The organism is Erysipelothrix larvae (assembly GCF_001545095.1).
In the GTDB taxonomy this organism is placed as follows: domain Bacteria; phylum Bacillota_I; class Bacilli_A; order Erysipelotrichales; family Erysipelotrichaceae; genus Erysipelothrix; species Erysipelothrix larvae.
Map to the genome: position 1 here is coordinate 504,645 of NZ_CP013213.1, position 13,323 is coordinate 517,967.

A 13,323-nucleotide genomic window follows, 5' to 3' on the forward strand; every position below is an offset into this window, starting at 1 on the left:
ATCATGTTTGTGGAATATGTGTATTGGTAATCACATACCCTTGGTCTACAGAACCCGTAATTGTTGAAGTGTACCCTTCCAGTGGTGTTTCAATCACCGTGTATTGGTAGCGTTGGTGATCGCCACCGGGTCTATAAAGGTAAAGGTCATCAAAGGATGCAGTCCAGTTGTTTTCTTGTGAAAGCATCACGGTTTGGTCGCTTACCTTGCCATCGATTAAAAGGGTGATTTCCACTGCAGTACGTAAGTTATCACGGTTAGCGTCATCATCCCACACTTTCGTAATAGATACCTGTGTTTTTTCTGGAATGTGCGTGTTTGTTATGACATAACCTGCTTCTTGAGATCCTGTAATACCTGCACTGTAACCTTCAATTTGTGTTTCTTCTACGGTATAAGAAATTAGTTCTTGATTACCTCCGGGTTTGTAAAGGTAAAGATCATCAAAGGTTACGGTCCAATTGTTTTCATCTGACACGATAAGTGTTTGATGGGTCGCTTCACCATCTGCATATAAAGTTACTTCAACTGCATGGCGAAGGGCATCTCTGTTGTCTTCATCAACCCACACTTTTGATACCGGTACGGATGTTTTGAGTGGGGTATGGGTATTGGTGATGACATAGCCTGTTTCTTGTGACCCTGTGATTTCACTGGTATAGCCTTCTACCTCCGTTTCGTTTACCGTGTAGAGGATTTGTTCGTGATTGCCACCAGGTCTATAAAGATAAAGGTTATCGAAGGATGCCATCCAATTGGTTTCTTGGGATAGGATGCGTGTTTCGCCCGTCGCTTCACCATCTGCATACAACGTCACTTCAACTCCATGTCGAAGGGCATCATAGTCATCATCGTCAACCCAGGTTTTGGAAACGGTGACGGATGTTTTTTCAGGCATGTGAACGTTTGTAACTTTGTAACCATCATCATGGGATCCTGTGATGTCATAAAGATAACCATCAAGATCCGTTTCTTTGACAGTATACTCAATGCGTTCATGTTGACCACCTGGCCTGTAAAGGTAAAGGTCATCAAAGGATGCAGTCCAATTGTTTTCTTCTGACAAGATCCGTGTTTGGTCGGTAGGTTGACCATCTTTATAGAGGGTAATCTCAACAGCTTCACGCAGTGCATCATAATCATCATCATCGTCCCATACTTTTGAAACAACCACCTGTGTTTTGTCAGGGGTATGGGTATTTGTGACATTAAACTGGTCACTTGAAGTTTTTGTGACATCATTGGTATATCCTGTAACACTGGTTTCCACAACAGTGTATACAACCGGTTGCATTTGACCACCGGGTTCATAAAGGTAAAGGTGATCAAAGGATGCAGTCCAATTATTTTCTTCTGACAAGATCCGTGTTTGGTCGGTAGGTTGACCATCTTTATAGAGGGTAATCTCAACAGCTTCACGCAAGGCATCATAATTATCATCATCAACCCATGTCTTTGTGACGCTGATGGTGGTTTCTTCAGGTTTGTGTGTGTTTGTGACTACAAATCCATCATGTTGAGTGCCGGTGATGGTTGAATCATAGCCATCAAGCGACACTTCTTCAAGGGTATATACAACTTCAACACCTACAGATCCGGGTTTAAATTTATCCAGATTCTCAAATGAGCCCATCCAATGGGTGTCGTTTGTTAAGGTGATGGTTTTCCCCTTGAAGACACCATCTTCAAGAAGACGTATGACTACATCATCTCGAAGTGCATCATAGTCATCATCATCAACCCAGACTTTTGTGACATCAACCTGTGTGCTTTGTGGGGTGTGCGTGTTGGTGATGGTCATCGTAAGGGTCTGGTCATCTTGAGTCACAACTGCGATGTATTCATGAACCTCAGATTCACCAACGGTATAAACAAATGGGTTTGTTTCAGGACCATAAGGAAGCCCTGTAAAGCTAAAGGTCCAGTTTCCTGAGTCGTCAGGTGTTACGGTTTTTGTTTCGAGTGGAAGTGAAACAATCTCATCATTTTCAAGGGATTGGACATACAGTGTGACTTCAATGGATTCAGGGCGAAGGCCATCGCGATTGTTGTCATCATCCCACACTTTTGTCCCATCGACTTGGACTTGATGGGTGTATGTGTTGGTCAATTCAAAGCCATCCATCGTTCCACTCAAGGAATCACTGTATCCAGTTGGTGTGCTTTCTTTGAGTGTATAGGAGATAAGTTCGCCCGCCTTATCGTATTTTGGAAGGGATGTAAAGGTGCCACTCCACAAAGGTGCACTCAGAACAAGGGTTCCTAATACTTGATTGGTTTTGGTATTTACTGCATTCACACTCACTGTTGATGGGCGTGTGCTCAATTTGTTCGCGTAGTCTATCCAAGCTTTTGTTACGGGAATACTGATGGTTGGGGAATCATAGGTATTGGTCAGTGTAAGCCCATTTGTAGTGGTGGTATAACCATTTGGTGTCCAAAGATTCCCATCTGCATCCACTTCTTTCACAAAGAATGTATACGCTTCAACATTCTCATCGTAAAGTAGAATATTGGTCCAAGTTACCGTTTCAACACCACTCACGAGTTTTTTAACAGCTTCATTAGGGACTTTTTCAGTCACATTGTTTGAGTCAGTACGCCACAGTTGTAACCAGATGGTTGGATTGTTTGGTGCCGTTGGTGCATTTAGGTTGTTCCAACGTTTTGTGGCATTGACACTGCCAACAAGGCGATCATTGGTAATCACCAATTGACCGTTGACACTGGTGAGTGCAGGGTTGTTTGACATCCACGTTGCATCATTTAAAATGATTTGTGTTGCACCATTTGCGTCCCGTTCAATGATAAGTTTAAGATCAAGATTGGATGGAAGGGATACATACCCGGTTGGTGTCTTGATTTCTTTGATAAGATAACGCCCAGCACGTACGTTGGTTGTGATTAGCCCGTTTTCATCCGTAATCAGTGATGCATAGGTGTTGGTTACGGTGTTGTTTACACCGTTCACGCGTTGGAGTGTAAATTCCACATTCGCAATCGGTTTATTGCTTAAGCTGTCATTTTTTTGAATGCTGAGGGGTACCTTAGACCCATCGCTTGCCGTTCCAATATACCATTTTTCTGTGCGTACTTCTTTACGGACAGTTTCAGTCCATGAGTAGTTGGAATAACCACGAATTCCTGCATTGTTGACTACTGTGATAATGCCTTTCACACTGACATCAAGTTCAGTTTGGTAGGTCAATTTATACGTGTTATTGATTTGGTTTTTGCTTTCAGTATAGGTTGTTCCCCCAACATCAAGTGTGAAGTCTTTGAAGGTTAGGGTGAATGACTTGAGGGGTGCATCGCTATAGGTAATGACATAATTGTCTGGGGAAACTTCAACAGCTTCACCCGTTGGTGTAACCAACCAAACAACAAGGGATTCTTTAATAAAGTGGTGAAGACTGGTTGTGTTATCATTTCCAAGTTGATCAAAGATTGTCCCGTCTTTAATTGGTTGACGATCTGGATTAAGGGTAACATTCCAATCAATGATATCGGTTTGTTCATTTTGAACACCCGATTTTGAAGGATTGTTGTTTTGGTTATTTTGGTAATATTTTATGGTTGCAAAATCACGCGCGATGATTTTGTTTTCTTCATCGAGATTGTCAGTAATGATCGCAAGGTTAAAATATCCCTCTTGAGATTCATAACCCTGAAATTTACGGTATGGATATTCAATGATTTCACTGCGGTAAGTCACTCTGTATTGGTAAGGCCCATCGGGAAGATCAACACTGAACGTTTGGTCGGAGGTGCTGAGTGTGAGTGAGTTGGTAATGTTAACATAACCCGAACTGGTTAAGCGTTCAATCACAATCGTATTGGCTAAGATTTTTTGGTCAGTGTTTGCAGTATCGCTATAAACAGGATTCACCAGGTTCATCAAGCCTGAATTCACAACAACTTGCCACTCTATTTCACGTGCTAAGACAAGGGAGTCTTTATTGAGAATTTGAATTGCATTCTTGTCAATTTGAAGGGTGCGCTTACTGACGGTATTGGTTGTTTGACTTGGTGTTGGGTGTCCAGTATATGCGTATGTCAACTTATTGATTGTGTCGACAAGTTCATCTTTAGGAGCAAGCTTTGTAGTGTATTTAATCCGATACACAACGGGGTTTGTTTTAGGGATTGTAAGGACAAATCCAGGACCACTATACCCACTATCAGATGTGTCGTGATTGGATATTGTGTACAATGAAGTGGGTACCAGCGTTTCAACTTGACCGTTTACTTCATAAAGTTGGACGGGTGGGACAATTGTTGAAGTGAGGGGTTGCATCGTGTCTGTAAACACCAGGTTTTTGATCACATTTTTTTGTGAGTTAAAGGTGATTGTCCAATCAATGTAGCGATTGGTCCCTTCAGTTCGAACATTGGATGTTTTCGTTGCGGTAAGTTCACGAGGGTTTAAGGTTTTTGAGGTACTTTCAGTAGCACCATGCCACGTTAAGGACACAGTATTATTGGTTGTGACATTATCAACCGGTGCACTTGTGATGTACACGATGGTATATTCTGTAGCCAGTGTATCGTGTGTAAAACTGAGTACGAACACTTTGCTGTTTAGATTCCAATTGAGGGTATAGTCAACACCTTCAACCAATTCAATTTCAACATTTGCACTGTTTCGATAGGATATCTTAAGATGTTTGGTTGTGCTGTAGTTGATGAATGAAAGGTTGGCGTTAATGGTATCCGTTAACACTGCATTTTTTAAAATAAGACGGCTTGAATTGAATTTCACAGTCCATTCGATATATTGGTCCCCTTGAGCAATGGTTTCATCGTATAAGAAACGACCATCTTTCGAAATCCCAGCTTTTGGACCTGTAATGGTTGCTTCTAGGATTCCCGTTTCCCCAGAAGGTGTGCCCGTTCCATTTCCACTGTCTCCATCTGGTGCATAGAAGAAGATCTTCGCATCATTCGCAACCTGTGGCTGTTGGATTCCAAGGTCAGTATAGGTGGTTCTATATTTTAAAACATAGGTTGCTGCACCGGCATTATTCAGGGTCAGTTTAAAACCATGTTGTCCATTAAGGGCATCATTTGATGTATGCACATAGTTTGTATCGATGGTATATTGGTTAGAATTGAGGGTGACATTATTGCGTGTCAAAACAAACGATCCATCGACAAGGTTGAAGTAATTGGAATTATAAAGATCGACAAGGCTGATGGTTCCAACATTAATTTTTTGTGGATTAATGGTGATGGTCCATGCAATGTAAGGAATGCCATTTTCAATCTTTTGATTCGCAACTTTAGTACCCGTAGGAATCGTGTTCACATTTACACTACCACTTGCGCCTTCAGTTAGTGGGTTTTCATCATCGACTGTGTTGATGACTTTGCCTTCATAGCCCAGTGGAACACTGGATTCAAAGGTAATATCATAGGCTTTGCCATTTGAGTTCTGAATGGTTAGGGTAGACTCTGTTGGGTTGGTTTCGCTCACTGAAAGTGTATAATCAGTCACAACAGTTCTTGTGATGACGTTTCCAAGGCTGTTGAACGTAAGTTCTTCAATCCGTAGGGTACTTGGATTAACACTGCCATGACTTAAAATATCGTGTAATATGACATTACCCAGTGCATCCTCATCATAGTTGTAGTGAATGGTCCATACGATGGTATCGTAGATTGTATTGCCTGACCCATCTTTTTTTAGGGCTCCGGTTTTTGTGATTGTTGGATTGATGCTTCCCCAATTCACATGAATTGGATCAGCGTCAAGTGTTTCTTTTGATGTGGTTGTGCTCTCAACCGTTGCGCTGTTGTTAAGGGTTGAACTTGTTCCACGATCTCCTTGATCAAGTTTTGTGGTGTATTCAATTAGGTAGATATCTTCAATATCACCCAATGCCAAAACAAACCCATGAGCATTGAGGGTAATGAGATCTGAGGCATCGATGATGGTTTTAGTTTTATCACCATTTAAATTCTTTTTAATTTGAGTGATCACGATGTCATCAATGGATTCAATGGTTTGTCCATTTGATAAGGTATCGGTTACCACGACATCCTTAAGGGATTGCTTATCGGTATTAATCAGAATCGACCAATTTGCATGGGTAGGTCTTACAGTGGTTGGAATAAAGGTATCCCCACTATAAACACCTGTTTCACCCGTTTTGGTATCGACGTTTTCTAAGTCTTCAGAGAAATCGAGGGTGATGGTATAAGGTGCATCTTCTGAAAATGGAATGTTAATCTCTACTGTTTCTTCTTCGTTGACATAAGATTTATCAAAGGAGAAATCAATGTACAGTTCTGCGTAGCGTTCTGAGTAGTTGTTGATGTTATCGTTGAACGTCAAGGTTACCATACCATCTTCACTCAAGGTGAAGCTTCCAACAACAACTAAGGTGCCATCATCGTTAATCATAATATCCTTTGTAGCATAACTGTTTGGCACTAAGCCATCTGGGATTTTGAATTGGAATGTTGCATCCGTCGGAATGTTATCAGTCTCGAAAGGGTAATCATCCGATCGATGTTCTAAATCGAAGTGATAAATCATGGATACAGTTGCATTCTCGATTGAATCATAGTCAAGATGGAGGGTGTCGTTGTCGGATAACTCGTAGTCATGACCATCGACACTGACACTCACTGATGACAAGGCTCGATCAAGCCATAGCTCACGGGGGTCCCATATTCCAGATTGTAGCGAGGATATTTCAGCTTCTGCATAGATTGTGCTGAATCCCAAAAATATAACAACTAAACAAATCAGAATATGCTTTATTCGTTGTACCACAAAAATCACTCCTTCTTTTTTATGTAAAATGCACATATTATTTTCCTGCACAAGAAAATATATTGAATTCATTTTACGAATAAGAAAGAATTTTACATATCAATATCACGCATCTTTACTTAAATCATGACGGATTGCATGAAAAATGGGCATGGTTCAAGACTTTATTTGATTCCAAATTGTATAATGTCATGTTAAGTTCGACATAATTTCCATTAAAAAATCATAGTTATTATTTATTGCTTGACTTAGAGTTCACTTCAACAGATATAATGGGGGAGTATTTAAAAAGGAGCGAAGCACAATGATACTAGAAACAATACAGAGTCCTCAAGATTTAAAAGCTTTATCTCACAGTGATCTTCATACGCTTGTAGATGAAGCACGTGAAGCACTCATTCAAAAAATCAGCCACCATGGTGGACACAGTGGTCCCAACTTAGGTGTTGTGGAAATGACGGTTGCACTGCATCGTGTGTTTGATTCACCAACGGATAAACTCATTTTTGATGTATCGCATCAAACATATGTTCATAAAATGTTGACAGGAAGGGCCTATAGTTTTTTGGATGTCTCACAGTATGATGCAGTGAGTGGCTATACCAATCCGTGTGAAAGTGAGCATGATCTGTTTACTGTGGGTCATACTTCAACATCCTTGTCACTTGCAAATGGGGTTGCGAAAGCACGGGATCTTAAAGGGGAGACCTACAATGTTATTGCACTGATTGGTGATGGTTCCTTATCAGGTGGGTTAGCTTATGAAGGGTTAAACAATATTGTAGAGCTTGGTAGTAATACGATTGTCATCGTGAATGACAACGATCAATCCATTGCCGAAAACCATGGTGGGATCTATCAAAACTTAAGGGCTTTACGACAGTCAAAAGGCCGTGCACCGAATAATTTCTTCAAAGCAATGGGTTTTGAGTATCACTATCTTGATAATGGCAATGATTTAGATGCACTGTTGTCCCTGTTTGAATCACTGAAAGACTGTGATCATCCAGTTTTATGTCACATTCATACCCTTAAAGGAAAAGGGCTTGATTTCGCAGAAAAAAACCGCGAGTCATACCATGCAGGCGGTCCATTTGATCGTGAAACAGGCGCATATGTAACACTTGGTCAACCTCAAGAAACGTATCAATCACTGATTACTCAGGCACTGATGGCAAAAATGGCCCATGATCCAGAAGTGGTGGTTGTGAATGCAGGGACCCCTTCCATACTCTTCAATAAAACCCAACGCGAACAGATTGGGAAACAGTTTGTGGATGTGGGGATTGCGGAAGGTCATGCAGCAACCATGGTGGCGGGGTTAGCTAAAAATGGGGTAAAACCCATTTGGGCGGTGTTCTCAACCTTCATGCAACGCAGTTATGACTCAATATCTCATGATATTGCCCTGAATAATCTTCCCGCCACCATCCTTGTATTTGGTGCATCCATCAATGGGATGAAAGACCAAAGTCATTTGGGTATTTTTGATATCCCATTCTTAGCTTCAATTCCAAACCTAATCTACCTTGCCCCAACAAACAAGGAAGAAACCTTCGCCATGCTTGAATGGTCGTGTGATCAAAACGACCATCCAGTTGCGATTCGTGTTCCTGTGGGCGAGGTTGTTGAAACAAACAAGCAAACAAACTTTGATATATGCCATCCCTATGATGTGATCGAAGGGGATACCGTAATGGTTATCGGGGTTGGAAATTTCTATGCGCTTGCTCAGGCGATTGTTAAAGGGCTTAAAGAAGATCACAAGATCAATGCAACACTGGTCAATCCAAAGGTTCTATCGGGTGTTCCACTTTCCTATCTCAATAACATCAGCCCATCACATCAAATTGTTGTGACGTTGGAAGATGGGGTATGTGATGGTGGATATGGTCAGCGCGTATCAAGTGCATTGGGGCACACTTCCATCAAGGTTTTCAACTATGGGCTGAGTGCAGCGTTTCACGATCGTTATGATGTGAACACACTGCTTGAAGACCATGGCTTGAGTGTTTCAAAGATCAGTGCGAAAATTTTGGATGAACTAAAAGGTTCTCATTAAAGACTTCAAGGAAGTCTTTTTTATTGGACATAATAAATAATCACCCCATTTGCTTGACGTTGTTTTTATAATTTGATAATCTAGTATTAGAAACTAGGTGATTGAATATGAACTACGAAGCATGGATTCATGAAATTAAAGATTTTACATTACCACGATACAGTGAACTTCCTGAGATACCACTGTATTTGGACCAAGTGTTGGAATATGTAAATTCAAAACTCATGCCCATCTTTCGATATGAAAAATATGAAATTACTGGGTCTATGATCAATAACTATGTGAAGCACAAAATGATGTCTGCACCCATTAAGAAACGGTATTCAAGAAATCATATTGCCTATATTATGACGATTACGATTCTTAAGCAAATCAACAGCATACCCAGCATTTCTCAAGGGATTAAAGCCGTACGCAGTGAGTTTGGAAGTGGGGATGCGTATGATATATTCATTGGGTTTGTTGAAGAGGGAATTCGGCATATATTAGCGCAGACATACGATAATACCTCCATTTATTTAGGTGAGGAAAAAATAGTTTCGACACTTGTACCAATGAAAGCAGCGTGTATCGCATTCGCTGCGAAAATCGTTGCAGAACATGCACTGGAAAGTCTTATGGAGGAAAAAAACAATGACCAATGAAAAAATCGCAATTCTTGTCGACTCAGGATCCGATATCAGTGAAAAGCTCAAAGAAGGAATGGATGTTTACAGCCTGCCACTTCGTGTCACCATCGATAATAATTCCTATACCGATGGACTTGATATTACATCAAAACAAGTCTATCAAGCACTGGATACTTCTAAAGTAACCTCTTCCTTACCCAGTGGGGAAGACATTGAACGGCAACTTCATGAACTTAAAGAACAAGGGTATACCCATATTATCGCTATTTTAATCTCAAGTGGATTAAGTGGTACCTATAATGTAGTTCGTCTTTTATCCGAAAAAGAAGTAGGCCTTACCGTTGCGGTTTATGATACCAAAAACATTAGCTTAGGATGTGGATTTATCGCCCTTGAAACAGCACGTTATGTGAAAGAAGGTCACAGTTTTGATGAAGCTTTGGCTTTTGTTGATGATGCGCTAAAACGCGGAAAAGTATACTTCACAGTTGGAAATCTTGAGTACCTTCAACGTGGGGGTCGCATAGGACTTGTTGCGGGAACGGTTGCGAATGTCCTAAATATTAAACCGGTAATTTCATGTAATGAAGACGGTATTTATTACACCATTACAAAAGTGAGAGGCTTTAAACGAAGCATTCAAAAGATGATTGATGTCGCAGCCCATGATCTCGGTGATTCAAAACACTATCGTGTCACCTTAATCAATGCAGACACATCTGAAAATCTTGAAGCAATTCTTAACTACGCCAAAGAACGCTTCCCGTATGCGACATCGGTTGAATTTACCGACTTGTCCCCAACGCTTGGCATCCATACAGGACCTGAAGCCGTAGGCATTGGAACCTATCGATTTGATTAATTGCTGTAAAGCCACAGATCTTGTGTGGCCTTACAGTTTTTTTTATGCCTTCGATTCCCTTTGTCATTTGAAAAAAAGTTGTGATTTGTATCAATGTTTCTTATAATAAAGGAGCAATGAACTAAAATGAATAAGGAGTGTATGTATGACTGTGTTTAGTACCCTTACACCACTTGCCCTAATTGCAATTGTGATTGTCGGTGTATTATGTATTTTTTATGCTGTATTGATTCATGGGAAAGATCCCTACCATAAGATTTTAAGAAAAGTAGGGTTTAATGAGACGCAGGTTCACATTGGGAATGTATGCTTTAACTATGCACAAGGACCTAACCATGGGCCAGCTTTATTGTTATTGCATGCTCAGCATATGGATTGGTATTCTTACAGTCGGGTGCTTCCAGAACTATCAAAGTCCTTTCATATCTATGTCCTTGATTATCATGGACATGGAAAGACACATGCACCCGTTGCATCCATGAATGCCAATCAGATGGGTGAAGACATCGCACAGTTTATTGAAACAGTCATTCAAGAACCGGTCTTTATTTCAGGAAACTCTTCGGGAGGGATCTTAACTGCATGGCTTGCAGCGAATAAGCCAATGTATGTCAAAGCGATTGTTCTTGAAGACCCAGCGCTTTTATCCAGTGAATACCCACGGGTGTTAAATACCATTGCAGATCGATCCTTTGCAATCTGTGATCAATTTATTAAGGATAACGAAGAAGACTTTTTAATCTATTGGATTGGGAAATGTCGTGACTTTTTTAAACGGTATGTTGGCGTTGATGTCGGTCCGATGCTTCAATTCATGGTACGCCTTTATCGCCATTATCATGAAGGACAACCCGTTGAAATCATCTTTTTACCGACAACGGTTCGTCTTATGATGCGGGGGATGGATTACTATGATCCCCACTTTGGCCAAGGGTTTCACGTCGGTTCTTGGAACAAAGACTTTGATCACAAAGACGCACTAAGACGCATTAAAGCACCCACGCTTTTACTTCATGCTAACTATGAAATAACTGAGGAAGGTGTCTTAAATGGGGCCCTTGATCAAGACGATGTGGCGATGATTCAACCCTGCGTTCCAAACATTCACACCAAACGCATTGACTCAAATCATGTGATTCATTTGGATCATCCAGATACATACATTCAAAATCTTAAGGATTTCTTTTTGAATCAACCCTAAAAAAATGCACCATACCGGTGCATTTAGTCTGTATTGAGGGTAAAGCGATAAACTTCAAAGGATCGGACATCGGGAATTGAATTGGTGAATTCAATTACTGAATGTTCACTGATAACTGCTTGGTATTCTTGCTCATCCAGGACGATTTGGTTTTCCTCTTGCAGCACAGGGAAACCCGTGTAGGAAAGTCCATTTGGGGACAGGAAGTTCGAGAAGTCATACTCACTGAGACTGATTTTCTCAAATCTAAAGATAACATTGGATTCGCTGATTTCTTGTCCAAGATAGTTCACTTCGTTTGGAAGAAAACTGAATGCATCCGTTTTAGGATCATAAATGATGGTTTCATGGTCGATGTTGATAAAGCTTGAGTAAATCAGTTCGACACTTTCAATCCCCGTATCTAAAATAGATCCTGTGTCAAAATGGACAGTGACTTGATGTGCGTCATTGTAAGTGGTTGAAGTAGGAGAATTGATGATTTCTCCTGAGGTTGTAATGAGTCGTACTTTCATTGTGACCAATTTCATCGATTCAATGGGTTCAACATGCACCATGAGTTGTGATTTAATCCCTCCAAAGGTAAAGGACTCAAGGGTAATGGTCCCAGATGGTTCATGGATGGTTTGATTGAGTTCAATCTGTTGGGGTGTTACCTTCTTTGAACCATCAACTTCAATGGATAGGGTGGTTGCGTTTGGTTGAGTAATGTGAATGATGTCTTTGTCCACAATGTCTCGATCAAAGGACAGTATGGTTAGATTTGAATCTGTTGCCTCACCAAAAATTAGAGTACTTGGATTTTTATTCTGCGCATCTGTTACCACAATATCCACACCCAGTAGGTTTGAGCGATCCGTTTTGAATATGATGGTATTTGAATCAACGATCATGGTTTCAATCAGGAGTTTTTTACCCTCATGGTGTAAGGTTGTGTTGATGGGTTGGTATTTGTTTGCGTCAATAGCCTGTTGGACTGTGTCATCAATAAATCGAAAGGCAAGGGCAATTTCTTTAAGGGGTGTGTCCAGTGCAAAGATATAAAATGATTTTGATACATTTACAAGGAGTAAAAAACCAAGGGTTAACACACCCAGTGTTCCCACACTCAATTTTAGGATGTGTTTGAAGCGATGGGGGTGGGTCATTGCATCAATTTGATCGTGTAATGCTTGGGATGCTTTTACGTTTTGGGTTGTTTTAATCCAGTCTTTGAATTGTTGATTGTTTTTCATTGGGGTTCCTCCAATTCTACTCTTAGGATTTCAAGTCCTTTTTTTACGCGTGACTTAAGGGTACTTTGTGGCACTTTCATAATTTTAGACAACTCAACATAGGACACTTCAAGGATGTAATGAAGCACGATGAGTTCTCTTATTTCTGTTGGAAGCGTGTCAAGTGCTTCATGAATATAGTGATAATCTTCAGGGTTTTGATCATTGGATCCTATGGTATCGTCATACTCGATATAATGTTGATGTTTCTTGAGATAATCTTTGCATACATTAATTTGGATGCGCGTTACATATGTTTTTAGATAGTCTGGATTGCGTAGACGAAATCTATTTTTATAGGCTTTGTAGATTGTCTCAGCGACAAGGTCCTCAACATCTGGATGGTTTCCAGTAATTCCAATCACAATCTTTTTGAGATAGTCGCTTAACTCATGAAGTGATTCGCTAAACACTTCGTTTGTTCCCATATTTTTTCCTCCTATACCCATTAGACTGCATTAACGATCCAATCGACGAAATTTGATACATAAAGTATACATAATATTTTGATAAT

The 13,323-nt window shown here is 40.4% G+C and carries 7 protein-coding genes; 4 read left to right on the forward strand and 3 right to left on the reverse strand.

Going from position 1 to position 13,323, the window contains the following annotated elements; all coding sequences use genetic code 11:
- Nucleotide 1: 1 nt before the first annotated feature.
- On the reverse strand, nucleotides 2–6,781 hold the full coding sequence (locus AOC36_RS02315; protein WP_198401193.1) for a Cna B-type domain-containing protein: 6,780 nt from the start codon (nucleotides 6,779–6,781) through the stop codon (nucleotides 2–4).
- A 304-nt stretch (nucleotides 6,782–7,085) separates the two neighbouring features.
- Here AOC36_RS02315 and AOC36_RS02320 point away from each other — a divergent pair, with 304 nt between their 5' ends.
- The 4 genes from AOC36_RS02320 (at nucleotide 7,086) to AOC36_RS02335 (ending at nucleotide 11,535) form a co-directional block, all read left to right on the forward strand.
- The gene (locus AOC36_RS02320; RefSeq protein ID WP_067630866.1) at nucleotides 7,086–8,843 is read left to right on the forward strand and encodes a 1-deoxy-D-xylulose-5-phosphate synthase; all 1,758 of its coding nucleotides are present in this window, start codon (nucleotides 7,086–7,088) and stop codon (nucleotides 8,841–8,843) included.
- Nucleotides 8,844–8,950: 107 nt separating this feature from the next.
- A complete protein-coding gene (locus AOC36_RS02325) occupies nucleotides 8,951–9,487 on the forward strand; it encodes a DUF1836 domain-containing protein (protein WP_067630871.1) in 537 nt (178 codons plus the stop codon).
- Nucleotides 9,477–10,334, forward strand: coding sequence for a DegV family protein (locus AOC36_RS02330; RefSeq protein ID WP_067630874.1), 858 nt, complete (start codon nucleotides 9,477–9,479; stop codon nucleotides 10,332–10,334). The genes AOC36_RS02325 and AOC36_RS02330 overlap by 11 nt, the downstream gene beginning before the upstream one ends.
- A gap of 145 nt (nucleotides 10,335–10,479) precedes the next feature.
- A complete protein-coding gene (locus tag AOC36_RS02335) occupies nucleotides 10,480–11,535 on the forward strand; it encodes an alpha/beta fold hydrolase (RefSeq protein WP_067630877.1) in 1,056 nt (351 codons plus the stop codon).
- Between the two features lie 23 nt (nucleotides 11,536–11,558).
- On the opposite strand, the gene AOC36_RS02340 is transcribed toward AOC36_RS02335, so the two are convergent.
- A complete protein-coding gene (locus tag AOC36_RS02340; protein ID WP_067630882.1) occupies nucleotides 11,559–12,770 on the reverse strand; it encodes a hypothetical protein in 1,212 nt (403 codons plus the stop codon).
- Nucleotides 12,767–13,237 (reverse strand): RNA polymerase sigma factor, encoded by a 471-nt coding sequence (locus AOC36_RS02345; protein WP_067630887.1) that lies wholly within the window; start codon nucleotides 13,235–13,237, stop codon nucleotides 12,767–12,769. Before AOC36_RS02345 ends, AOC36_RS02340 begins: the two co-directional genes overlap by 4 nt.
- Nucleotides 13,238–13,323: the final 86 nt, after the last annotated feature.

What these genes read in the sequence shown, in the direction of transcription:
- AOC36_RS02320 (WP_067630866.1), top strand. Translation starts at nt 7,086, where the DNA reads ATGATACTAGAAACAATACAGAGTCCTCAAGATTTAAAAGCTTTATCT.
- AOC36_RS02330 (WP_067630874.1), top strand. Translation starts at nt 9,477, where the DNA reads ATGACCAATGAAAAAATCGCAATTCTTGTCGACTCAGGATCCGATATC.
- AOC36_RS02325 (WP_067630871.1), top strand. Translation starts at nt 8,951, where the DNA reads ATGAACTACGAAGCATGGATTCATGAAATTAAAGATTTTACATTACCA.
- AOC36_RS02345 (WP_067630887.1), bottom strand. Translation starts at nt 13,237, where the DNA reads ATGGGAACAAACGAAGTGTTTAGCGAATCACTTCATGAGTTAAGCGAC.
- AOC36_RS02340 (WP_067630882.1), bottom strand. Translation starts at nt 12,770, where the DNA reads ATGAAAAACAATCAACAATTCAAAGACTGGATTAAAACAACCCAAAAC.
- AOC36_RS02335 (WP_067630877.1), top strand. Translation starts at nt 10,480, where the DNA reads ATGACTGTGTTTAGTACCCTTACACCACTTGCCCTAATTGCAATTGTG.